At 69.1% G+C, this 22,851-nt stretch carries 18 protein-coding genes; 17 read left to right on the top strand and 1 reads right to left on the bottom strand.

What is annotated here, in order from left to right; translation table 11 throughout:
• Nucleotides 1-116 precede the first annotated feature (116 nt).
• The 7 genes from ACFSL2_RS14490 to ACFSL2_RS14460 all read left to right on the top strand — a co-directional run bounded on the left by ACFSL2_RS14490 (nucleotide 117) and on the right by ACFSL2_RS14460 (nucleotide 9,948).
• The gene (locus tag ACFSL2_RS14490; RefSeq protein WP_377198532.1) at nucleotides 117-392 is read left to right on the top strand and encodes an acylphosphatase; all 276 of its coding nucleotides are present in this window, start codon (nucleotides 117-119) and stop codon (nucleotides 390-392) included.
• Between the two features lie 230 nt (nucleotides 393-622).
• Entirely contained in the window at nucleotides 623-1,630 is a 1,008-nt protein-coding gene (locus tag ACFSL2_RS14485) for an ABC transporter substrate-binding protein (protein WP_377198531.1), read from the top strand.
• A gap of 116 nt (nucleotides 1,631-1,746) precedes the next feature.
• Nucleotides 1,747-3,273 carry a sugar ABC transporter ATP-binding protein gene (locus tag ACFSL2_RS14480; RefSeq protein WP_377198530.1) on the top strand — a complete coding sequence of 509 codons (1,527 nt, stop codon included), beginning with the start codon at nucleotides 1,747-1,749 and terminating at the stop codon, nucleotides 3,271-3,273.
• Nucleotides 3,270-4,340 (top strand): ABC transporter permease, encoded by a 1,071-nt coding sequence (locus ACFSL2_RS14475; RefSeq protein WP_377198529.1) that lies wholly within the window; start codon nucleotides 3,270-3,272, stop codon nucleotides 4,338-4,340. Before ACFSL2_RS14480 ends, ACFSL2_RS14475 begins: the two co-directional genes overlap by 4 nt.
• Entirely contained in the window at nucleotides 4,337-5,335 is a 999-nt protein-coding gene (yjfF, locus tag ACFSL2_RS14470; RefSeq protein WP_377198528.1) for a galactofuranose ABC transporter, permease protein YjfF, read from the top strand. Before ACFSL2_RS14475 ends, yjfF begins: the two co-directional genes overlap by 4 nt.
• A 106-nt stretch (nucleotides 5,336-5,441) precedes the next feature.
• Nucleotides 5,442-9,059 (top strand): alpha-L-arabinofuranosidase C-terminal domain-containing protein, encoded by a 3,618-nt coding sequence (locus ACFSL2_RS14465; protein ID WP_377198527.1) that lies wholly within the window; start codon nucleotides 5,442-5,444, stop codon nucleotides 9,057-9,059.
• 106 nt (nucleotides 9,060-9,165) lie between these two features.
• Nucleotides 9,166-9,948 (top strand): GTP pyrophosphokinase, encoded by a 783-nt coding sequence (locus ACFSL2_RS14460; RefSeq protein WP_377198526.1) that lies wholly within the window; start codon nucleotides 9,166-9,168, stop codon nucleotides 9,946-9,948.
• A gap of 57 nt (nucleotides 9,949-10,005) precedes the next feature.
• Here the strand turns inward: ACFSL2_RS14460 and arfA are convergent, their stop codons facing one another.
• Nucleotides 10,006-11,541 (bottom strand): arabinosylfuranosidase ArfA, encoded by a 1,536-nt coding sequence (arfA, locus tag ACFSL2_RS14455; RefSeq protein WP_377198525.1) that lies wholly within the window; start codon nucleotides 11,539-11,541, stop codon nucleotides 10,006-10,008.
• Between the two features lie 116 nt (nucleotides 11,542-11,657).
• Here arfA and ACFSL2_RS14450 point away from each other — a divergent pair, with 116 nt between their 5' ends.
• The 10 genes from ACFSL2_RS14450 to ACFSL2_RS14405 all read left to right on the top strand — a co-directional run bounded on the left by ACFSL2_RS14450 (nucleotide 11,658) and on the right by ACFSL2_RS14405 (nucleotide 22,736).
• The gene (locus ACFSL2_RS14450) at nucleotides 11,658-12,746 is read left to right on the top strand and encodes a LacI family DNA-binding transcriptional regulator (RefSeq protein ID WP_377198524.1); all 1,089 of its coding nucleotides are present in this window, start codon (nucleotides 11,658-11,660) and stop codon (nucleotides 12,744-12,746) included.
• Between the two features lie 250 nt (nucleotides 12,747-12,996).
• Nucleotides 12,997-14,304: an ABC transporter substrate-binding protein gene (locus tag ACFSL2_RS14445; protein WP_377198523.1), complete on the top strand. Its 1,308-nt coding sequence runs from the start codon at nucleotides 12,997-12,999 to the stop codon at nucleotides 14,302-14,304.
• Nucleotides 14,301-15,236: a carbohydrate ABC transporter permease gene (locus ACFSL2_RS14440; protein WP_377198522.1), complete on the top strand. Its 936-nt coding sequence runs from the start codon at nucleotides 14,301-14,303 to the stop codon at nucleotides 15,234-15,236. Before ACFSL2_RS14445 ends, ACFSL2_RS14440 begins: the two co-directional genes overlap by 4 nt.
• Nucleotides 15,236-16,153, top strand: a complete 918-nt coding sequence (locus ACFSL2_RS14435; RefSeq protein WP_377198521.1) for a carbohydrate ABC transporter permease — start codon at nucleotides 15,236-15,238, stop codon at nucleotides 16,151-16,153. The genes ACFSL2_RS14440 and ACFSL2_RS14435 overlap by 1 nt, the downstream gene beginning before the upstream one ends.
• Before the next feature lie 251 nt (nucleotides 16,154-16,404).
• Nucleotides 16,405-17,571 (top strand): multiple monosaccharide ABC transporter substrate-binding protein, encoded by a 1,167-nt coding sequence (gene chvE / locus ACFSL2_RS14430; RefSeq protein WP_377198520.1) that lies wholly within the window; start codon nucleotides 16,405-16,407, stop codon nucleotides 17,569-17,571.
• A gap of 161 nt (nucleotides 17,572-17,732) precedes the next feature.
• Complete coding sequence (gene mmsA, locus ACFSL2_RS14425) at nucleotides 17,733-19,304, top strand: multiple monosaccharide ABC transporter ATP-binding protein (protein ID WP_377198519.1); 1,572 nt, start codon at nucleotides 17,733-17,735, stop codon at nucleotides 19,302-19,304.
• Nucleotides 19,301-20,482: a multiple monosaccharide ABC transporter permease gene (gene mmsB / locus ACFSL2_RS14420; RefSeq protein WP_377198518.1), complete on the top strand. Its 1,182-nt coding sequence runs from the start codon at nucleotides 19,301-19,303 to the stop codon at nucleotides 20,480-20,482. Before mmsA ends, mmsB begins: the two co-directional genes overlap by 4 nt.
• 120 nt (nucleotides 20,483-20,602) lie before the next feature.
• Nucleotides 20,603-21,229 (top strand): TetR/AcrR family transcriptional regulator, encoded by a 627-nt coding sequence (locus tag ACFSL2_RS14415; protein WP_377198517.1) that lies wholly within the window; start codon nucleotides 20,603-20,605, stop codon nucleotides 21,227-21,229.
• Nucleotides 21,230-21,237: 8 nt separating this feature from the next.
• Nucleotides 21,238-22,014 (top strand): ABC transporter ATP-binding protein, encoded by a 777-nt coding sequence (locus ACFSL2_RS14410; protein ID WP_377198516.1) that lies wholly within the window; start codon nucleotides 21,238-21,240, stop codon nucleotides 22,012-22,014.
• Nucleotides 22,011-22,736, top strand: coding sequence for an ABC transporter permease (locus ACFSL2_RS14405; RefSeq protein ID WP_377198515.1), 726 nt, complete (start codon nucleotides 22,011-22,013; stop codon nucleotides 22,734-22,736). Before ACFSL2_RS14410 ends, ACFSL2_RS14405 begins: the two co-directional genes overlap by 4 nt.
• The last annotated feature ends 115 nt before the right edge of the window (nucleotides 22,737-22,851 follow it).

The raw sequence follows: 22,851 nt of genomic DNA, 5'->3' as shown, positions 1-22,851 counted from the left end.
GCCGTTTGTTGCCTCGGGTCCGTCTGAGCGACAGGTGCCCCGCACTCGACGAGGGCCCGATTCGTGGCCGACCAACGCAGCAGGACCGGCGGCAGCGGATCGGTGACGATGGGGTGATGGACACCTTGATCGCACGGCACGTGGTGGTCAGCGGCCGGGTACAGGGCGTCGGCTTCCGTTACCGCCTCGAGCAGGAGGCAGCGGCGGCCGGCCTGTCGGGCTGGGCCCGTAACACCAGCGAGGGGACGGTGGAGGCGGTGCTCGAGGGGCCGCCGTCGGCCGTCGGCGATGTTCTCGGGTGGATGCGGCACGGCCCGCGCGATGCCGTCGTCGCGTCGGTGGACGTGCGTGACGTCGCGCCGCGGGGGCACGCCGGCTTCGTGATCCGCTGAGGCCCGCGCGCGGGGCGTGAACGCCCGGCCAGGGGCCGCCGCACCGTCCACGCACGCCCGGTCTATGCCGCATTTCCGACTATTCCCCTCATGGGGGAATCAGTGCAGACTCGTTACTGGAATGTGACGTCGACAACTACCACCCCAGCGCATGTGAGCGCTAACATTCCACTCGGGCACACACGCCGCTAACGCCTGCACGTCGCCGTGCGGGATCTCAAGGAGGAGACATGGCACGCACTACCCTGACCCGTACCGTTCTGGCCGCGGTGTCGGCAGCCGCACTGTTCACGCTCGGTGCGTGCAGCTCGGACGCCGGTACTGCCGAGCCCGGAGGCAGCGGTGAGAACGCGGGCGCCGACGACGGCGTCATCACCCTCGGCTTCTCCCAGGTGGGGGCCGAGTCCGGGTGGCGCGCCGCCAACACCAAGTCCATCCAGGACACGCTCACGGAGGACAACGGCTTCGAGCTCAAGTTCTCCGACGCGCAGCAGAAGCAGGAGAACCAGATCCAGGCGATCCGCTCGTACATCACCCAGGGCGTGGACGTCATCGCGTTCTCCCCGGTGGTCGAGACCGGCTGGGACGCGGTGCTCCAGGAGGCCAAGTCGGCCGGGATCCCCGTGATCCTCACCGACCGCGCGGTCGACTCGAGCGACGACACCCTCTATGAGTCGTTCATCGGCTCCGACTTCGTCAAGGAGGGGGAGATGGCCGGCGAGTGGGTCGTCGAGCAGTACGACGGCGAGGGCTACCAGGCCGTCGAGCTGCAGGGCACCACGGGCGCCGCCCCGGCGATCGACCGCAAGGAAGGGTTCGCGTCGGCCATCGAGGGCTCGGACGTCGAGATCATCGACAGCCAGACGGGCAACTTCACGCGTGCCGAGGGCAAGACCGTCATGGAGGGCTTCCTCAACAAGCACGACGACATCGACCTCGTGTTCGCCCACAACGACGACATGGGGCTCGGCGCGATCGAGGCCATCGAGGCAGCCGGGATGAAGCCGGGCGAGGACATCAAGATCGTCACCATCGATGCCGTCAAGGACGGCATGCAGGCGCTGGTCGACGGCAAGATCAACTACATCGTCGAGTGCAACCCGCTGCTCGGGCCGGACCTGGCCGAGGTCGCCCAGAAGGTCGTCGCCGGCGAGGAGGTCGAGAAGCGCATCGTCGTCAAGGACGAGGCGTTCGACCAGGCCGCCGCAGAGGAAGCGCTCCCGACGCGCGAGTACTGACGGCCCAGCCGTAGCACCACCCCCTGCTGGCTGGTGGGCGTGATCGTCGCGACCGCGCGCTCGTGTGCGGCGCGACGGTCACGCCCGTAGCCACGGTTCGAGTTGGAAGGTCGAGGATGACCCAGCAGACACCATCGCCCGTCGTCGAGATGACGGGCATCAGCGTCGAGTTTCCCCCGGTGAAGGCCCTCGACGGGGTCGATCTTCGCCTACGGCCCGGCGAGATCCACGCCCTGATGGGCGAGAACGGCGCCGGCAAGTCCACCCTGATCAAGGCCCTCACGGGCATCCATTCCCCGACGGCGGGAACGATCCTGGTCGACGGGGTAGAGCGCCGGTTCACCGGCCCCGCCGACGCACGGACGCACGGCGTGAGCACCGTGTACCAGGAGGTCAACCTCTGCGAGAACCTCACGGTCGCCGAGAACATCATGCTGGGGGCGGAGCCGCGCCTGCTGGGCGGCCTGCACTGGCAGGCGATGCGGCGTCAGGCCGCGACCCATCTGCAGCGGATGGGTCTCAGCATCGACCCGGCCTCATCCCTCGGGTCGCACTCGCTGGCGGTGCAGCAGCTCGTCGCGATCTGCCGCGCCACCGTGGGCGACTGCAAGGTGCTCATCCTCGACGAGCCCACCTCCAGCCTGGACACCGACGAGGTGGCGCACCTGTTCACCGTCATGCGTGCGCTGCGCGACGACGGCGTGGCCATCCTGTTCGTGAGCCACTTCCTGGACCAGGTCTATGACATCTCCGACCGCATGACGGTGCTGCGCAACGGTCGCCTCGTGAACGAGTTCGTCACCGCGGACCTGCCGGCGGCCGAGCTGGTGCAGCACATGATCGGCCGTTCCATGGACGTGCTCGAGGCCGCAGAAGACGTGGCCGAGCACGTCAGCCGGCCGGCCGACGGCACACCGCTGCTGCAGGTCGTGGGTGTGGGCCGCAAGGGCTCCGTGCAGCCGTTCGACCTCGACCTCTACCAGGGCGAGGTGGTGGGCCTCGCCGGTCTGCTCGGTTCGGGCCGCACCGAGCTGGCCCGCCTGCTCACCGGCGCCGACCGGGCCGACGCCGGCCAGACCCGCCTGGCGGGAACACCGGTCCGCCTGCGGACACCGCGTGCGGCCATGGACCTCGGCATCGCGTACACGTCCGAGGACCGCAAGGGGGAGGGCGTCGTGGACGGCCTGACCGTGCGGGAGAACATCGTGCTCGGCCTGCAGGCGCGACGCGGCTGGATGCGGCCGCTACCGCGCAAGCAGGTGGACGAGCTGGTCGCCTCGTACATCCAGCAGCTCGGTATCCGGCCCGCCGACCCGGAGGCGCTGCTGCGCAACCTGTCCGGCGGCAACCAGCAGAAGGTGCTGCTCGCGCGGTGGCTCGCCACGGCACCGCGGCTGCTGGTCCTCGACGAGCCCACGCGCGGTATCGACGTCGGCGCCAAGGCCGAGATCCAGAAGCTCGTGGCCGACCTGGCGGCCGACGGCATGTCGGTCGTCTTCATCTCGGCGGAGCTCGAGGAAGTGCTCCGCATATCCCACCGCATCGCAGTGATGCGGGACCGCCGCAAGGTGGCGGAGATCGACGGAGGAGAAGCCACGATGGACCAGGTGGTCGACCTCATCGCCGGTGGCGGTGCGGCATGAGGAACCTGCTTCGCCATCATCTGTTCTGGCCGGTGGCCGCCCTGGTCGCCCTGCTGGTCGCCAACACGGTCGCCAGTCCCAGCTTTCTCGCGATCACCGTCCGGGACGGTCACCTCTTCGGTGCTCCGATCGACATCCTGCGGATGACGGCGCCGCTCCTGCTCGTCGCCCTCGGCATGACCCTGGTCATCGCCACGCGCGGCATCGACCTCTCGGTCGGCGCCGTGGTCGCGGTCTCGGGAGCGGTGGCGCTGTCGTACATCGCGTCGTCGTCCGACCCGGAGTCGCCGGTCACGGTGCTCACCGCGATCGCCCTGGCCCTGGTGCTGTGCCTCCTGCTCGGTGTGTGGAACGGGTTCCTGGTCTCGGTGCTCGGCATCCAGCCGATCATCGCCACGCTCATCCTGATGACGGCCGGCCGCGGCGTCGCCATGCTCATCACGGGCGGCATGATCACCACCGTCAACAGCGCACCCTTCAAGGTGCTCGGCTCCGGGTTCTGGCTCGGCCTGCCCGTCGCGGCGGTCATCGCGTTCGGCGTCTTCGCCGTGGTCGCGTTCGTGGTGCGGCGCACGGCGCTCGGCATGCTGCTGGAGGCGACCGGCATCAACCCGGCCGCGAGCCGCCTGTCCGGGGTGCGGTCCAAGACGCTGACCTGGACCGTCTACGCGGCGGCAGGCCTGTTCGCCGGCCTGGCCGGCCTGCTCATCAGCGCCGACACCATGGCCGCCGACGCCAACAACGCCGGCCTGTTCATCGAGCTCGACGCGATCCTCGCGGTGGTGATCGGTGGGACGGCGCTCTCGGGCGGCAAGTTCAACCTGTCCGGCACGCTGGTGGGCGCGCTCGTCATCGCGACCCTGGAGCGGACGGTGACCGTGGTCGGTATCTCGCCGCTGGTCACGCCCCTGTTCATGGCCCTGGTCGTCATCGCGGTGACGCTGCTGCAGTCGCCGAGGATGCGGGCGCGGCTCGCTGCCGCCACCCGCGGACCGGCCACCACCACGACGCCGCCCGAGCCGCAGTCCGCTGCGCGCCCCGACTCCACGGAGGTGAAGGCCCGATGACGACGTCGGCCCCCGCCCGCGCCTCGCGCGCCCTGAAGATCCCGACCCGGCTGGACCGCCGCTACCTGCCGGTGGTGGGTACGTTCGTGGTCCTGGCCCTGATGCTGGTCGTGGGCGGCAGCCGGTACGACAACTTCGTCTCGCCGGCCGTGATCTCCAACCTGTTCATCAACAACGCGCACCTCATCGTGCTCGCGGTGGGCATGACCTTCGTGATCCTCACGGGGGGCATCGACCTCTCGGTCGGCTCGGTGCTGGCGCTGTCCACGGTGGTCACAGCAGCCCTGCTCCAGGCGGGCTGGCCGCCCGCCGTGGTGATCCCGCTCGGCGTCGGCGCCGGCACCGTGATCGGCCTGGCGCACGGCGTGATGGTCCACTACTTCCAGGTGCAGCCGTTCGTGGCGACGCTCGCGGGCATGTTCTTCGCGCGGGGACTGTGCTTCGTCATCGCGCCCGAGTCCATCGCCATCGACAACGCCTCGTTCGTCTCGCTCGCGAGCTGGGTGCAGATCTTCGGCGGGTGGCGGATGTCCTCCGGTGTGCTCATCGCGCTGATCGTGGTGGGCATCGGGTTCCTGGTGCTGCACTTCACGCGGTTCGGCCGCACGGTGTACGCCGTCGGCGGCGGCGAGCAGTCCGCCCTGCTCATGGGCCTGCCCGTAGCGCGCACCAAGGTGCTCGCCTACGTGGTGAGCGGCACGTGCGCAGGGCTCGGTGGACTGCTGTTCGCCATGTACTCCCGGTCCGGCTACTCCCTGACCGGTGTCGCGATGGAGCTCGACGCCATCGCGGCGGTCGTCATCGGCGGAACGCTGCTGACGGGCGGCACCGGCTTCGTGCTCGGCTCCGTGCTGGGCGTGCTGGTCCTCGGTCTGATCCAGACCATCATCACGTTCGAGGGCACCCTCAGCTCCTGGTGGACCAAGATCGTGATCGGCGTGCTGCTCCTGATCTTCGTGGCACTGCAGCGCGTGCTCAGCCTCCGCAGGACCTAGCGGGGACTACGGCCCTGACTCGGCGTACCCGGTACGCCGAGTCAGGGCCGCTGTACCACCTACCCACCACCACCTACCCACAATGAAGTGAAGGGACAGACTCGACATGGTTCTACATCGATATAGAAGAGCTGCGCTCGCGACGGGCGCCGCCCTAGCGGTCGGCCTGGCCGGCCTGGTCGCGGCACCCGACGGCGGCCCGGTCGCCTCCGCGACAGAGCCACCCGCCTCGGCGTCGGCCGCCGACGGCGAGCACGCCGCGTACTTCTTCCCCTACTTCACCGGGGAGTCCACGCCGGACGGCGAGACCATCTCGTTCGCCGTCTCGAACGGCCCGGACCCGCTGGAGTGGACCACGCTGAACGGCGGCGAGCCGGTGCTCACCTCCACGCTCGGCACCGAGGGGCTGCGCGACCCGTTCCTGATCCGGGGCGGCGACGGCACGTACTACCTGCTCGCGACCGACCTGCAGATCCACGGCGGTGGCAACTTCGGTGACGCCCAGGAGACGGGCAGCCGTTCGCTCATGGTCTGGGAGTCCACCGACCTGGTGAACTGGGGCGAGCAGCGCGAGATCGAGCTCGCGCCCGAGAACGCGGGCAACCTGTGGGCGCCCGAGGCGTACTGGGACGAGGCGGCCGGCGAGTTCGTCGTGTACTGGGCCTCCGCCCTGTACCCGGCCGACGTGCCGCCCACGGAGCGCGACATCCGCACGTCGTACCAGCGCATGCTGTACGCCACCACCACGGACTTCGAGACGTTCTCGGAGCCCCAGGTGTGGATCGACGAACCGCAGGGCGACGGGCTCGGCATGATCGACTCCACGGTCCAGGAGGAGGACGGCGTCTACTACCGCCTCACCAAGGACGAGTCGTACATGGGGATGCGGCAGGAGTCGTCCACGGACCTGCGCCGCACGCAGGGCGTGACCGAGGGCGACGGCTGGGACCTCATCACCGAGCGCGTCGGCTTCGGCGAGCCCAACCCGTGGGGCGGCACGTTCACCGGCGGCGAGGGGCCCACGCTGTTCCCCTCGCTCACCGACGACCGCTGGTTCCTCCTGCAGGACCAGCCCAGCTACCACGGTGGCCAGGGCTACATGCTCTTCGAGTCCGACGACCTGAGCAGCGGCGAGTGGACGGCCAACCTGGACGCGATCCTGCCCGCCAGCCCCCGGCACGGGACGGTCCTGCCGATCACCGCCGAGGAGCAGGCGGCGCTCCTCGCGGCCTACCCGCCTGCGGAGGCGCCGGTGCAGGAGCACACGCTCGACGTCGACGCCGCGGCAGCGGGCACGGAGATGAGCGACGAGCTGTACGGCATCTTCTACGAGGACATCAACTACGCAGCCGACGGCGGCCTGTACGCCGAGCTGGTCCGTAACCGGTCCTTCGAGTTCGCGCCGACGGACAACCGCAGCTTCACCGGTATGACCGGCTGGGACGTGGTGCAGCGCGGTGGCGCAGGTACCGCTGCCGTCGAGTCCGAGCGGTCCGAGTGGCTCAACGATGCCAACCGGGCCTACCTGACGGTCGAGGCCGACGGTCCCGGCGTCGGCGTGCGCAACGCGAGCTACAACGAGGGCTTCGCGATCGAGCAGGGCAAGAAGTACGACTTCTCCGTGTTCGCGCGCGCCGAGCGCAAGCAGGCCCTCACGATCAGCCTCGAGTCGCCGGACGGCGGCACCACCTATGCCTCCACCACCGTGAACGTGAACGGCAGCGACCGCTGGAAGCAGAGCAACGCCAAGCTCACCGCGAACGGCACCGCCAACGACGCCCGGCTCGTGGTCACCGGTGGCGCAGCGGGCACGCTGCGGCTGGACATGGTCTCCCTGTTCCCGCGCGACACCTGGGACGGCCCGGTCAACGGGCGCTCGGTGCTGCGCAAGGACCTCGCGCAGAAGGTGGCCGAGCTCGAGCCGTCCTTCCTGCGGTTCCCCGGTGGCTGCGTCACCAACGTCGGCACGTTCGACACCTACCTGGAGTCGGACGGCGCGGACCGCCGTCGGACCTACCAGTGGAAGGAGACCATCGGGCCGGTCGAGGAGCGCCCGACCAACTGGAACTTCTGGGGCTACAACCAGACCTACGGCCTCGGCTACCTCGAGTACTTCGAGTTCGCCGAGGACCTGGGCGCCACGCCGCTGCCCGTGCTGTCGGTCGGCGCCAACGGCTGTGGCAGCAACATCCCCGAGATGACCGACGACGTACGCATCGACCGCTGGGTGCAGGACACCGTCGACCTCATCGAGTTCGCCAACGGGTCCGTGGACACGGAGTGGGGTGCGAAGCGTGCCGCGCTGGGCCACCCCGAGCCGTTCGGCATGAAGTACATCGGCCTGGGCAACGAGGAGAACACCCGCACGTTCGAGGCCAACTTCCCGCGGTTCCGGGACGCCGTCGAGGCGGCCCACCCGGACGTCACGGTGATCTCGAACACCGGGCCGGACGACTCGGGCGCACGCTTCGACGAGCTGTGGGACTACAACGTCGAGCAGGGCGTCGAGATGGTCGACGAGCACTACTACAACGACCCGTCGTGGTTCCTCAGCAACACCGAGCGGTACGACTCCTACGACCGCGAGGGGCCGCACGTCTTCCTCGGTGAGTACGCCTCGCGCGGTAACGCCTGGTCCAACGCGCTGTCCGAGGCCGCGTACATGACGGGCATCGAGCGCAACGCCGACCTGGTCGAGATGGCGTCCTACGCCCCGATGTTCGCCAACGAGGACTACGTCCAGTGGTCCCCGGACATGATGTGGTTCGACAACGACGAGTCCTGGGGCTCGACGTCGTACTACACGCAGCAGATGTTCATGACGAACACCGGCGACCAGGTGGTCCCGTCGACGCACGACGGTCCCGAGGAGGCGCCGGAGGACATCGGCGGCGGCGTCTTCCTGTCGACCTGGAACACCCAGGCCGCGTACGACGACGTGACGGTGACCGACAACGAGTCCGGTGAGGTGCTCTTCTCCGACTCGTTCGACGAGGGGTCCGGCTGGGAGCCGAAGTCCGGTTCCTGGGCGGTGACCGGCGGCGAGTACGTGCAGTCGGCCGGCGACGTGACCGACGCCCGCTCGATCATCACCGACGCCTACACCAAGGACTGGGACAACTACACCCTGGAGCTCGACGCCCGGAAGCTGGGCGGCAGCGAGGCGTTCCTCGTCGGGTTCGCCGCCGGGGGGCAGGACGACTTCTACTGGTGGAACCTCGGTGGGTGGAACAACTCGCGCCAGGCGCTGCAGCGGGCCGACGGCGGGCCGGCGGGCGAGGTCGCGGCCGTGGAGGGCCACCGGATGGAGACGGGCCGGGACTACCACGTGAAGGTGGTGGTGTCCGGGCGGAACATCGAGCTGTACCTCGACGGCGAGCTCCAGATGAAGTACTCGGAGCCCACCACCGAGTCGCTCTACCAGGTGGTCACCCGGGACGCCGACACCGGCGAGCTGGTGCTCAAGGTCGTCAACCCGTACGAGCCCGTGGCGCGTACCGCGGTCTCGGTCGACGGGTACGCGGTCGCCTCCGATGCGTCCGTGACCGAGATGTCGGGGGCGCCGTCGGCGATCAACACCAAGACCCAGCCGGAGCGGATCGTGCCGGAGGAGGGCACGCGGGCACTGGACGTGTCGCCGTCCGACGGCGGTTCGGCGTTCACGTACGACTTCCCCGCCCACTCGATCACGTTCCTCCGTCTGACGGAGGCGGGCACCAGCTGACCCTGCCCAGGTAGCACCTCGCCGAGGTAGGACCCCACCAGGGTTCTTCCTCGGCGAGGGGCGCTCCGAGCCCACGGCGCCGCCGCCAACCCGTACGGTGGACCCCGTGAGCAAGCTGCCCGAGGACGTCCGGGAACACCCGATACCAGACCCCGCCGAGCTTCGAACGCTGGTCGGCGAGCTGCGCCGACTGGTGCTGACCTACAAGTTCGGGATCGACGAGATCATGACCAAGGTCTCGATCCTGCGCGACGAGTTCCGGCACATGCAGAACTACAACCCCGTCGAGCACGTGGGTTCGCGACTCAAGTCGTTCGAGTCGATCGTCGCGAAGTGCCGCCGCAAGAACATCCCGCTGACGCCGGAGGGCGTCCGGGCGCAGATGTTCGACATCGCGGGGGTCCGGATCACTTGCAGCTTCGTCAACGACATCTACCTGGTGCGCGACATGCTCCTGAAGCAGTCGGACATCACGCTGCTGGAGGAACGGGACTACATCAAGCACCCGAAGGGCACCGGGTACAAGTCGCTGCACCTCATCGTGCAGATCCCGGTGTTCCTGTCGGACCGGGTCGAGCAGGTCATCGTCGAGATCCAGCTGCGCACCATCGCCATGGACTTCTGGGCGAGCCTGGAGCACAAGATCTACTACAAGTACGACGGCGACGTGCCCCGGCACCTCACCGACTCGCTCAAGCTGGCCGCGGACGTCGCGTGGTCGCTCGACACCTCGATGGAGCGCATCCACGACGAGGTCAAGTCCATCTCGGGGGACGAGGAGCCGGTGGCGAGCCGGCACAACCTCCACACGCCGGAGGAGATGCTGCGCGACTTCTGGCGAGCCGCCGAGGCCGACGGCGGGTTCGGCTTCGAGGGCAGCAGCAGCTGAGTCGGCCCCGTGTGTCAGGCGTACGGGTCACCCCGTGACCCGTACGCCTGACCGGTCCTAGGCGGGCGTGAGCGTGCCCGACAGCGCCGTCCAGGATTCCGGCGGGAGCGTCACGGTCGTCGTGGCGCTGCCGGCGGCACCGGAGACCCGGCCCGCGACGTCGAACGTGCCCCAGTGCCGCGCGGCCACCTTCTCGGCGTGCTCGGGGCCGGCGACGGCGGGCTCGTGGTCGGCGGTCATCGACCAGCCCACGGCGACCTCGAGCGCGGCACCGAGGTGTGCCAGCTCGACCTCGACCGGTTCGGGGGAGCGGTTGGTGAGGAACAGTGCGACGGCGCCGTCCGCCAGGGTGGCTGCCGCCGTCACCGCGGGCACCTCGCCGTGGGCCTTGGTCGTGAGCGTCGGCGTGGTCACGCGCAGGTCGAGCGCCGCACCCCGGGCGAGCCGCGCCGTCGTCGCGAAGGGGTGGAACGTCGGCTGGCGCCACGCTTCGCCGCCGGGCTCGGTCATGATCGGCGCGATCACGTTGACCAGCTGGGCGAGGCAGGCCACGGGGACCCGGTCGGCGTGGTTCAGCAGCGTGACGAGCAGGTCGCCCACCACCACGGCGTCGAGCCCGGAGTAGACGTCCTCGATGATGCGCGGGGCGTCCCGCTGGATCGGCAGGTTCTCCTCGCCGGGGAAGCGGGTCTGCAGGTACCAGACGTTCCACTCGTCGAACGAGATGGTGATGCGCTTGTCGGAGCGGCGCTGCGCGCCCACGGCGTCGGTGGACGCGACCACCCGCTCGATGAACCGGTGCATCGCCGTGCCCGAGCCGAGGAACGACGCGCGGTCGCCGTCGACCTCCTCGTAGTAGGCGTGCATCGAGATGTGGTCCACCAGGTCGTAGGTGTACTCGAGGACGGTGCGCTCCCACTCGCCGAACGTGTCCATCTGCATGGACGAGGACCCGCAGGCGACGAGCTCGATCGTCGGGTCCACGAGCTTCATCGCGGCGCCGGCGTTGCGGGCCAGCTTGCCGTACTCGTGCGCGTCCTTGTGCCCGATCTGCCAGGGGCCGTCCATCTCGTTGCCCAGGCACCAGAGCTTGACGCCGTACGGCTGCGCACGGCCGTTGGCGATGCGCAGATCGGCCCAGCGGGTGCCCGCGTCGCCGTTGCAGTACTCGAGCAGGGCCACGGCCTCCTCCACGCCGCGGGTGCCGAGGTTGACGGCCATCATCGGCTCGATGCCCTCGCGCTCGGCCCACTGCAGGAACTCGTCGGTGCCCACGAGGTTGGGCTCGACGGTGCGCCAGGCGAGGTCGAGGAACGGCTTGCGCTGCTCCACCGGGCCGACGGCGTCCTCCCACCGGTAGTTCGACACGAAGTTTCCGCCCGGGTAGCGGACGGTGGTGACGCCGAGCTCGCGCGTCAGGTCCGCGACGTCACGGCGGAAGCCGTGGTCGTCGGACGTCGGGTGGCCCGGTTCGTGGATGCCCGTGTACACCGCGCGCCCCAGGTGCTCCACGAAGGAGCCGAAGAGGCGGCGGTCCACGGCGCCGACGGTGAAGTCGGGGTGCAACAGGACGCGGGTGCGGGAGGTCGTCATTGTTCCTCGCTGATCGGTCGGCGGTTCTACAACGTTGCACACTAGCCGATGGACGACGCGCGGGCGACGGTCGTCCTCTACCCTGTGGGAAAACTTGTCGAGTGGAGGCTGGCAGCGTGGCCGTGACCATGCACGACGTGGCGCAGCGCGCCGGCGTGTCCATCAAGACCGTGTCGAACGTGGTGAACGGCTATCCGTACATCCGGGCACAGACGCGTGAGCGGGTCGAGGCGGCCATCGACGACCTGGGCTACCGGGTCAACATGTCGGCCCGGAACCTCCGTACGCGGCGTACCGGGCTGATCACGCTCGCGGTGCCGGAGCTGTCCCTCCCGTACTTCGCGGAGCTGGCCGACGCCGTCATCTCCGCTGCGGACGCCGCCGGGTGGACGGTGCTCATCGAGCAGACCAGCGCCAGCCGTGAGCGGGAGACCGAGGTGCTCTCGGGGCGGCGCCGGCACCTCACGGACGGGCTGATCTTCTCGCCGCTGGCGCTCGGCCCCGACGACCTCGGCCTGTTCACCGTCGACTTCCCGCTGGTGCTCCTCGGCGAGCGGGTCTTCGGGGCGCCCGCCGACCACGTGACGATGAACAACGTCGAGGCGGCCAAGGCGGTGACGCTGCACCTGGCGTCGCTCGGCCGCCGCCGGATCGCCGTCATCGGGGCGCACGAGGGCGAGCAGGTGGGCTCGGCCGCCCTGCGCACCGCGGGATACCGGGAAGGGCTCGCGGAGGCGGGGCTCCCGTACGACCCGGAGCTCGTCGGCGAGGCGGGTCTCTGGCACCGCTCCACCGGCGCGGAGGCGATGAGCCGCATGCTCGACGACGGGGTGGAGATCGATGCCGTCTTCGCGCTCAACGACGCGCTCGCTCTCGGCGCGCTGCACGCCCTCCACGCGCACCGCATGGACGTCCCGGGGGACGTGGCCCTCATCGGGTTCGACGACGTCGACGACGCCAAGTACTCGGTTCCCGCACTCTCCTCCGTGGACCCGGGGCGGGACCAGATCGCCCACACCGCGGTGGAGCTGCTGCTGGAGCGCATCGGTGCGACCGATGACCCGGCGCCGTTCCGCAAGGTGGTGCCCGACTCGCGCATCGTGGGCCGCGAGTCGACGGGCGACGTCGGCACGGGCGAACCGTGCCGGGTGGTGGGCACCCAGGCGGGCGGTACCGAGGTGGTACCGGTCCGGACCGCCGTGTGATCGGCAAGATGTCAGATGATCGGCAGCCCGGGTTGCCGATCATCTGACATTTTGCCGACCACTCGCGGCCGGGCTCTTGCCACAGCAGCAGGGTTGCCGGTAGAACGGTGCCCGGCGTTCCTACAACGTTGAAAGAAAACCCGGCGACGACGCTGGGCGCACCTCGGCCTCCCCGGTCGTGGGCACCGAATCAAGGAGGACTCGGATGCGTAGATCAGCCCGACGCCGAGGCGTGGCTGCCGCAGCCGCCATGGCCGTTTCCGCCGCAGGTCTCGCGGCCTGCTCCGGTGGCAGCGGAGGCGCCACGGAGGCGACCTGCACCAACGAGATCAAGCAGCCCGACGCGACCCAGGTGACGGTCTGGGCCTGGTACCCGTCGTTCGAGACGATCGTGGACCACTTCAACGAGACCCACTCGGACCTGCAGGTCTGCTGGACCAACGCCGGCCAGGGCGCCGACGAGTACAACAAGTTCCAGACCGCCATCGAGGCAGGCACCGGTGCGCCCGACGTGATCATGCTCGAGGCGGAGGTGCTGCCCACCTTCACGATCCTGGACTCGCTCGTGGACCTGTCCGAGTACGGCGCGGGCGACCTCGAGGCGGACTACACGTCGGGTTCCTGGTCCGACGTCTCCAACGGCGACTCCGTCTACGCGATCCCCGTCGACGGCGGCCCGATGGGCATGCTGTACCGCGCGGACATCTTCGAGGAGCACGGCGTCGAGGTGCCGACCACCTGGGACGAGTTCGCCCAGTCCGCGCAGGACCTGCGCGACGCCGGCTTCGAGGGCCACATCACCGACTTCCCGACCAACGGCAACGCGCTCAACTACGCGCTGTTCGCGCAGAACGGCTGGGAGCCGTTCCAGTACGACGCCGCGAAGCCGACGGAGATCGGCATCAACGTCGACAGCCCGGAGGCCGAGGAGGTCCTCGGCTACTGGAAGGGCCTGATCGACGACGACCTCGTGGCCACGGAGGACGCGTTCACCACCGACTACAACGCGGCGCTCGTCGACGGGACCTACGCCGTCTACCTGGCGGCCGCGTGGGGGCCCGGCTACCTGCAGGGCCTGTCCGAGGCCGACGCCGACGCCGAGTGGCGCGCCGCTCCGCTCCCGCAGTGGGACCCGGAGAACCCGGTCCAGGTGAACTGGGGCGGCTCCACGTTCGCCGTGACCACCCAGTCCGAGCAGCCCGAGGCGGCCGCGACCGTGGCCAAGGAGCTGTTCAACACCGAGGACGCGTGGCGGCTCGGGGTCGAGGAGGCGGCCCTCTGGCCGCAGTGGAAGCCGACGCTGGAGTCGGACTGGTTCACGGGGCTCGAGGCGCCGTTCTTCGGTGGCCAGAAGATCAACGAAGAGGTGTTCCTCGACGCGGCGACCGGGTACGAGGGCTTCTCGTTCAGCCCGTTCCAGGTCTACGCCTACGACCAGCAGACCCAGGCACTGTTCGACATGGTCGAGAACGACACCGACGCCGCGACCACGCTCGGCACCATCCAGGACGGTCTGGTGCAGTACGCCACCGAGCAGGGCTTCACGGTCTCCGAATGAGCGCGAGCAAGAGCGTCGGCACGCCGAGAACCAGCCGGCCCACCAGCAAGATCGCCAGCCGGCGGCAGCGCTGGGGATACGTGTACGTGGCACCGTTCGCCGCGGTGTTCGCCGTGTTCCTGGTGCTGCCCCTCGGCTACGCGCTGTGGATGAGCCTGCACAACAAGGGCATCGCCACGGCCGGCCGCAGCGTGTTCGTGGGCGCCGACAACTACGTCAAGGCGTTCACGGACCCCGTGTTCCTGGAGGGGCTGTGGCGGGTGCTCCGGTTCGTGCTGGTCATGGTGCCGGTGCAGATCCTCGTGGCGCTCGTGGCGGCGCTCCTGCTCGATACGCTCGCCACCCGGCTGAGCCAGATCTCGCGGCTGCTGATCTTCGTGCCGTACGCCATCCCGGCGGTGATCGGAGCCCTGATGTGGGGGTTCCTGTACAGCCCGCGGTTCGGCCCGGCGCAGGACCTGTTCGGCCTGGTGGGCCTCACGGCGCCGAACTTCCTCAGCTCCGCCAACATCTTCGGGTCGCTGGTCAACATCGTGACCTGGCAGTGGGTGGGCTACTACATGATCATCATCTACGCGGCGCTGCGGTCGATCGACCCGTCGATCTACGAGGCCGCCGTGCTCGACGGTGCCGACCGCCGGCAGATCGCGCTGCGGATCAAGGTGCCGATGATCTCGTCGTCGATGGTCATGATCGTGGTCTTCGCGCTCATCGGCACCCTGCAGTTCTTCACGGAGCCACAGGTGCTGCGGTCGTCCGCGATGGGCGCCATCCCGACCGACTACACCCCGAACATGTACGCGTTCGCCACGGCATTCAACTACAGCCAGTTCAACTACGCGTCGACGCTCGCGTTCTCGCTCGGCTTCCTGGTGTTCGTGGGCTCGTACGTCTTCCTGTTCCTGACGCGCAAGCAGAGCGGGCTGAAGTGATGGCGAACTCGACGGTACTTTCCAGGACCCGCGCGGAGCGGCACACGGCGGGGCGTGCCGCCGGCACGCCCGTGGGGCAGGGCCGCCGGCTCGGTTCCCACGTGGTGCTCGTGCTGTTCGCGCTCTACTTCGTGGTGCCGCTGTGGTGGCTGGTGGTGGCGTCCACCAAGACGAACGCCGGCCTGTTCGGCGGCGCACCGCTCTGGTTCGGCTCGGACTTCGCCCTGGCCGACAACATCGCCGGTCTCTTCAGCCACCAGGGCGGCATCTACTGGATCTGGTTCCGCAACTCGTTCGGGTACGCCCTCGCGGGGGGCGTGGGTGCGACCGTGCTCTCGGTGCTGGCCGGGTACGGCCTGGCCAAGTACCGGTTCCGCGGCCGGAGCGTCTTCTTCGCACTGCTGCTCGGCTCCGTGATGGTGCCGATGACGGCCCTGGTCATCCCCACGTTCGTGCTGCTCAGCGGAATGGGCCTGCTCAACACCATGTGGGCGGTGATCCTGCCGTCGCTGCTGAGCCCGGTGGGGGTGTACCTGGTGCGCGTCTACGCGCAGGACGCGGTGCCGGAGGAGGTGCTCGACGCCGGACGGGTCGACGGCGCGGGTGAACTCCGGCTCTTCTTCCAGGTGGTGCTGCCGCTGCTGCGGCCGGCGATCGTCACCGTGCTGCTGCTCACGACGGTGGCGACCTGGAACAACTTCTTTCTGCCGCTGGCGGTGCTGCGGGACCCTCAGCTGCTGCCGGTCACGGTCGGCATCTACAACTGGCAGGCGCTCTCGAACGCGGGCGCGGGGGGCGAACAGGTCTGGAATCTCATCGTCACCGGCTCGTTCATCTCGGTGGTTCCCCTGGTCGCAGCGTTCCTCTCCCTCCAGAAGTACTGGCAGGGCGGGCTGTCTCTCGGGAGCGTCCGGTGAGGCGGACTACCCAGGACGACGCTTCCCGGGTTCAAGAGTTGACTGTATCGATGTAGTAACCATCCAGTAAGTTCCCCTTACTTGCCCTCTACCACCGCTACGGTGATCACCGTCGCCGGTCGGTAGTAGTGATCTTCAGCCGACCCGGTTTTGACCAACGGACGTGTGAGCGTTCACAATCTGTTGCGTTCACAATGTGAAGTCGGCCGGGTCGCAGAGACGTCCCCGGGCAAACTCGAAGAGGAGATGTCATGGCAAGGAAGCTGTGGTCCAAGCGCGGTCTGGCCGCACTGGCAACGGGCACGATGGCTGTCTCGCTCGCCGCGTGCGGCGGTGGTGGCGCCGGCGCCGGTGGTGGCGGGGGTGCCGGGGACGGTGAAGAGGGCGGCCTCGTGGGCGTCGCCATGCCCACCCAGACCTACGAGCGGTGGATCGCGGACGGCGACGCCGTCAAGTCGGGCCTCGAGGAGGCCGGGTACGACGTCGACCTGCAGTTCGCGGGCGACGACATCCCGACCCAGCAGGCGCAGATCGACGCCATGATCAACAAGGGCGCCGAGGCTCTCATCATCGCCTCCATCGACGGCACCGCGCTGGGCACCCAGCTCGACGCCGCCGCTGCCGCGGACATCCCGGTGATCTCGTACGACCGCCTCATCCGGGACTCCGAGCACGTCGACTTCTACGTGACGTTCGACAACTACGAGGTCGGCGTGCAGCAGGGCACCTCGCTGCTGACCGGGCTCGGCATCCTGGACGAGAACGGCGAAGAGGCCGCCGACGCGCCCGAGGGCCCGCTCAACGTCGAGCTCTTCGCCGGTTCGCCGGACGACAACAACGCCGGGTTCTTCTACGAGGGCGCGATGTCCGTGCTGCAGCCGTACCTCGACGACGGCACGCTCGTCGTCCCCTCGGAGCAGGTCGACTTCGGCACCGTCGCCATCCAGCGCTGGGAGCAGGAGGGCGCGCAGAGCCGCATGGAGGACCTGCTGACCTCCTCGTACAGCAAGGGTGAGAAGACCGTGGACGGTGTGCTGGCGCCCGCCGACGTGCTGTCCCGCGGCGTCATCACCGCACTGAGCAACTCGGGCTACGGCAAGGGTGACCTCGACATGCCGATCATCACCGGCCAGGACGCCGAGGCGGCCTCCGCCAAGCTGATCGAAGAGGGCAAGCAGTACTCGACGATCTTCAAGGACACCCGGCTCCTGGCCGACCAGGCCGTCATCGCCGCCACGTCTTTCCTGGAGGGCGAGGAGCCCGAGGCGAACGACACCGAGACGTACGACAACGGCCAGCTCGTCGTGCCGTCGTACCTGCTCCCCACGGTGATCGTCACCGCGGACAACCTCGAGGCCGAGCTCATCGAGTCCGGCTACCTCACCGAGGAAGAGGTCGCTTCCGGCCAGACCGACTAGGTCTGACGGGCAGCAACCGATACCGCTCAGCCCCGGCCCCGTGCCGGACCGCCGGCTCACCGAGGTGAGTCGGCGGTCCGGCACGGGGCGCCGGGACGCTCGGCGCAACACCGGGCACCCGCAACACCACCACTGGCGACAAGTACGCGACAAGGACTGGCATGGCCGATTCGGCGCCGACCGACATCCTCGAGATGCGCGGCATCACCAAGACATTCCCCGGGGTCAAGGCACTCCAGGACGTCAACCTCACCGTCCGCCGAGGCGAGATCCACGCGATCTGCGGCGAGAACGGGGCGGGCAAGTCCACCCTGATGAAGGTGCTCTCGGGCGTGTACCCGTTCGGCACCTACGACGGCGACATCGTGCTCGACGGCGAGACCGCCCAGTTCGGCACGATCAACGACTCCGAGGCGCGCGGCGTGGTGATCATCCACCAGGAGCTCGCGCTCGTGCCGTACCTGTCGATCGCCGAGAACGTCTTTCTCGGCAACGAACGCCTTCGTGCGGGTGGCGCGATCGACTGGAACCGGACCAATGCGGAGGCCGCCACGCTGCTCGAGCAGGTGGGGCTGCAGGAGTCGCCCACCACCCTCGTGTCCGCGCTCGGCGTGGGCAAGCAGCAGCTCATCGAGATCGCCAAGGCGATCTCCAAGGACGTGCGCCTGCTCATCCTCGACGAGCCGACGGCGGCGCTGAACGACAACGACTCCGAGCATCTGCTGGGTCTGCTCCGACAGTTCAAGGAGCAGGGGATCACGTCGATCATGATCTCCCACAAGCTCGGTGAGATCGCCGAGATCGCCGACCGCACCACGATCATCCGGGACGGCCAGTCGATCGAGACGTTCGACATGGCCGACGCGGGCGGTTCGTCCGAGGCCATCCAGGACCGCATCATCCGCGGCATGGTGGGGCGCGACCTCGACAACCGCTATCCGAGCCGGGAGTCGCACCCCGGTGCGGAGGTGCTGCGCATCGAGGACTGGACGGTGCATCACCCGACCCAGCCGGGGCGGGTCGTCGTCGACAAGGCGAGCCTGAACGTCAAGGCCGGCGAAGTGGTCGGCATCGCTGGCCTGATGGGCGCCGGGCGCACCGAGCTCGCGATGTCGGTGTTCGGCCGCTCCTACGGCCGCGACGTCTCGGGGCAGGTCTACCTGGACGGCAAGCCGGTCACCGTCGGTACCGTGCCGGACGCGATCAAGGCGGGCATCGCGTACGTGTCCGAGGACCGTAAGCAGTACGGGCTGAACCTTATCGAGGACATCAAGCGCAACATCTCGGCGGCCGGCCTCGGCAAGCTGTCGAAGAACGGCTTCGTGAACGAGCACGAGGAGCTCAAGGTCGCGGGCGAGTTCCGCGAGTCCATGAACATCCGGACCCCCAACGTGCTCGTGGAGGTCGGCAAGCTCTCGGGCGGCAACCAGCAGAAGGTCGTGCTGTCCAAGTGGCTGTACACGGCGCCTGAGGTGCTGATCCTCGACGAGCCCACGCGCGGCATCGACGTCGGCGCGAAGTACGAGATCTACACCATCATCAACGAGCTGGTCGCGGCGGGGAAGGCCGTGCTGGTCATCTCGTCGGAGCTCCCCGAGCTCCTCGGGATCTGCGACCGCATCTACACCCTGGCCTTCGGCCGCATCACTGGCGAGGTCGACGTGGCCTCAGCCACCCAGGAAGGACTCATGGCCCTCATGACGCAGGAGACCACGCAGGAGACGAAGGCATGACCGGCATCGCGAACCTCAAAGAGCTGTTCACGCGCAACCTGCGCACGAGCGGGATCTACATCGCGTTCGTGCTGATCATCGCACTGTTCTCGGTGCTCACCGACGGGCTGCTGCTCAGCTCGCGGAACATGACCAGCCTCGTGCTGCAGTTCTCGTACATCCTCATCCTCGCCATCGGCATGGTCATCATCATCATCGGCGGGCACATCGACCTGTCGGTCGGGTCGGTGGTCGCACTGACCGGCGCGGTGGCGGCCGTCGTCGTCATCCGGGGTGGGCAGCCCTGGTGGGTGGGCGTCCTGGCGGCCCTCGGTACCGGACTCCTGGTAGGAGCCTGGCAAGGATTCTGGGTGGCCTACGTCGGCATCCCAGCGTTCATCGTGACGTTGGCGGGCATGCTGTTGTTCCGCGGCCTGACGCTCGAGGTGCTCAACAACGTCTCGCTCTCGCCGTTCCCGTCCGAGTACACCTCCATCGCCTCCGGCTTCCTCAACGGGCTGCTCGGCGGGTACGGGTACGACACCTTCACGCTCGTCATCTTCGCGATCGGCGTGCTGGGCTTCGCGTACAACGCCTGGCGCAACCGCCGTGCGCGCATCGCGTACAAGCAGACCGTCGAGGCGCCGGTGCTGTTCGGGCTGAAGCTGGCCGTGATCGCCGCCGTCGTCATGTGGTTCGCGTGGAACCTCGCCACGTACCGCGGCCTGCCGGCGGTGCTGATCATCCTCGCGGTGCTGGTCATGGTCTACACGCTCGTCACCAAGCACAGCGTGTTCGGCCGGCACGTCTACGCCATCGGCGGCAACCTGGCCGCGGCGCAGCTGTCCGGCGTCCGCGTCCGGCGCGTGAACTTCTGGATGTTCGTGAACATGGGCTTCCTCGCCGCGATCGCGGGCATCGTGTACTCCGCCCGGTCGAGCGCCGCCCAGCCGGCGGCGGGCAACATGTTCGAGCTCGACGCGATCGCGGCGTGCTTCATCGGTGGTGCCGCCGTGACCGGTGGTATCGGCACGGTGACCGGCGCGATGGTCGGTGGTCTGATCATGGCCGTCATGTCGAACGGCATGTCGCTCATGGGTGTCGACCAGTCGACGCAGCAGATCGTCAAGGGCGTCGTGCTGCTCCTGGCCGTCGCGTTCGACGTCTGGAACAAGAAGCGGGCCGCAGCCACCCGCTGACCCCAGCGCGGCGTTCGCGCCCACCCAGCGATCTGGCCTGGAACTCACGTGAGTTCCGGGCCAGATCGCTGGGTAGGCGCGGGACTCTGGAGTGGGGCGTGGGTGGGGGAGGATGGGCGGGTGGCCGAACCTGCTTCTCCCTCCCGCCGGGGGCGTCGTCCTGCCGGGCAGGACGCGCGTGCCGAGATCCTTGCCGCCGCACGCGTGGAGTTCGTCGAGCGCGGGTACGAGGCGGCCTCCCTGCGGTCGGTCGCGCGTCGCGCCGGCGTGGACCCGGGCACGGTGCGGCACTGGTTCCCCGACAAGGCCCAGCTGCTGACGGCGATGCTCGGCGTCGTCGGGATCGATCCCGGCGCGGCCGTGGAACAGGTCGCGAGCGGACCCGTGGAGAGCCTGGGGGAGCGGCTCGTCGAGGCCCTGCTCGGGCTCTGGGACGCGTACGGCGGCGACACGGTCCGGGTTGTCGTGCCGGCGGTCATGTCGGACGCCGCGCTCCGCGGGCTGTTGTCCCAGTTCATCGGCGCCGCGATCCTGGGCCCCGTGGTGCGGGCGCTCGACGTCGCCGACGCGCCGCTGCGCACCTCCCTGGTGGCGTCCCAGATGGCCGGTCTGATGATGACTCGCTACCTGGTGCCGGTGGAGCCGCTGGCCTCGATGCGTCCGGCCGACGTGGCCGCGCTCGTCGGCCCGAACCTGCAGTGGTACCTCACGGGAGACCTTGCGGTGCCGCCCGCCGAGCGCGCATAATTCCTCACATGAGGAAAAACGCGGTGGTGGTCCGCGAGCTGCGGGTGGTGCGCGGTGGCCGGCCGGTCATCGACGGGCTCGACCTCGACGTGCCGGCCGGATCCGTCGTCGGGCTGATGGGGCCGTCCGGCTCCGGCAAGACGACGCTCATGCGCGCCCTCGTGGGCGTGCAGGACCGGGTGACCGGAACGGTGGAGGTGCTCGGCAGCCCGGCGGGCAGCCCGGCCCTGCGTCGCAAGGTCGGCTACATGACGCAGGACGCCAGCGTCTACACCGACCTCACCGTCGTGCAGAACCTCAGGTACTTCGCGGCCCTGGCCGGCAGACGGGACGCGGCCGAGGCGGTCGCCACGGCGGTCGACACCGTCGACCTCGGCGGGCACCAGAAGCAGCGCGTCGGCACGCTGTCCGGTGGGGAGCGGTCCCGGGTCTCGCTCGCCGCGGCGCTGGTGGGCGGGCCGGAGCTGCTCGTCCTGGACGAGCCGACGGTGGGCCTCGACCCCGTGCTGCGCCGCGATCTGTGGGCGGTGTTCCGCCGGCTCGCCGCCGAGGGGCGCACGCTCCTGGTCTCCAGCCACGTCATGGACGAGGCGGTGCAGTGCGACCGGCTGGTCCTGATGCGCGACGGCGCCCTCGTCGCGGACACCACGCCCGACGAGCTGCTCGCCGACACCGGGGCGCCCGACGCCGAGCGTGCCTTCCTTGCCCTGATCGATGCCGCCGGGCCCACTCCCGGAGCCGGGCCCGCTCCCGGAGCCGGGCCCACGGAGAGGACGGCTCGATGAACCTGACCTTCGCCACCGCCGGGCGCGTGCTGTCGCAGCTGCGCGGCGACCACCGCACGGTCGCCCTGATCATCGTGCTGCCGTGCCTGCTGATCGGCCTCATCGCCTGGATGTTCGAGGACCGGCCCGAGGTGCTCGACCGGTTCGGCCCCATGCTGGTGGGCATCTTCCCGCTCATCGTGATGTTCCTGGTCACGAGCGTGGCGACCCTCCGCGAGCGGCAGTCGGGCACGCTGGAACGGCTCATGACCACGCCGATCCGCAAGGGCGACTTCGTGGCCGGCTACGGTCTTGCGTTCGCGACGCTGGCCCTGGTGCAGGCGCTCGTGGTGGTGGGCTTCGCGACGTGGGTGGGCATGGACGTGGACGGCCCGCTGTGGCTCGTGCTGGTCGTGGCGATGCTCGACGCGGTGCTCGGCTGCACGCTCGGCCTGGCCGCCTCGGCGCTGGCCCGCAGCGAGTTCCAGGCGGTCCAGATGATGCCGGCGATCCTGTTCCCGCAGCTCATCACCTGCGGCCTGCTGATGCCGCGCGACCAGATGCCCGAGGTCCTGGAGTGGCTGTCCCGCGTCTTCCCGCTCACCTATGCCGTCGAGGCGATGACGTCGCTCGCCGCGGGTGACGAGTGGGCGGGCGTCCGGGGCGCCGTCGGCGTGATCGCGCTGTTCATCGTGGGCGCGGTACTGCTGGGCGTGCTCACCCTCCGCCGCCGCACGGAGTGACGGAGCGGCCCGCTCGAAGTCAGCCCAGCGTGGTCGGTAGAACGTCAGGAGGTCGGCAGCCCGAGTTGCCGACCTCCTGACGTTCTACCGACCGAGGCTTCGTCAGCGCTGTTCG

This window comes from Promicromonospora aerolata (genome assembly GCF_042682255.1).
In the GTDB taxonomy this organism is placed as follows: Bacteria; Actinomycetota; Actinomycetes; order Actinomycetales; family Cellulomonadaceae; genus Promicromonospora; species Promicromonospora aerolata.
This window is presented reverse-complemented; position numbering and strand designations above follow the sequence as displayed.

Coding starts and splice junctions, on each gene's coding strand:
- ACFSL2_RS14465 (WP_377198527.1), top strand. CDS start 5,442: ATGGTTCTACATCGATATAGAAGAGCTGCGCTCGCGACGGGCGCCGCC.
- ACFSL2_RS14435 (WP_377198521.1), top strand. CDS start 15,236: ATGGCGAACTCGACGGTACTTTCCAGGACCCGCGCGGAGCGGCACACG.
- chvE (WP_377198520.1), top strand. CDS start 16,405: ATGGCAAGGAAGCTGTGGTCCAAGCGCGGTCTGGCCGCACTGGCAACG.
- yjfF (WP_377198528.1), top strand. CDS start 4,337: ATGACGACGTCGGCCCCCGCCCGCGCCTCGCGCGCCCTGAAGATCCCG.
- arfA (WP_377198525.1), bottom strand. CDS start 11,541: ATGACGACCTCCCGCACCCGCGTCCTGTTGCACCCCGACTTCACCGTC.
- ACFSL2_RS14410 (WP_377198516.1), top strand. CDS start 21,238: ATGAGGAAAAACGCGGTGGTGGTCCGCGAGCTGCGGGTGGTGCGCGGT.
- ACFSL2_RS14490 (WP_377198532.1), top strand. CDS start 117: ATGGACACCTTGATCGCACGGCACGTGGTGGTCAGCGGCCGGGTACAG.
- ACFSL2_RS14405 (WP_377198515.1), top strand. CDS start 22,011: ATGAACCTGACCTTCGCCACCGCCGGGCGCGTGCTGTCGCAGCTGCGC.
- ACFSL2_RS14445 (WP_377198523.1), top strand. CDS start 12,997: ATGGCCGTTTCCGCCGCAGGTCTCGCGGCCTGCTCCGGTGGCAGCGGA.
- mmsA (WP_377198519.1), top strand. CDS start 17,733: ATGGCCGATTCGGCGCCGACCGACATCCTCGAGATGCGCGGCATCACC.
- ACFSL2_RS14475 (WP_377198529.1), top strand. CDS start 3,270: ATGAGGAACCTGCTTCGCCATCATCTGTTCTGGCCGGTGGCCGCCCTG.
- ACFSL2_RS14485 (WP_377198531.1), top strand. CDS start 623: ATGGCACGCACTACCCTGACCCGTACCGTTCTGGCCGCGGTGTCGGCA.
- ACFSL2_RS14440 (WP_377198522.1), top strand. CDS start 14,301: ATGAGCGCGAGCAAGAGCGTCGGCACGCCGAGAACCAGCCGGCCCACC.
- mmsB (WP_377198518.1), top strand. CDS start 19,301: ATGACCGGCATCGCGAACCTCAAAGAGCTGTTCACGCGCAACCTGCGC.
- ACFSL2_RS14480 (WP_377198530.1), top strand. CDS start 1,747: ATGACCCAGCAGACACCATCGCCCGTCGTCGAGATGACGGGCATCAGC.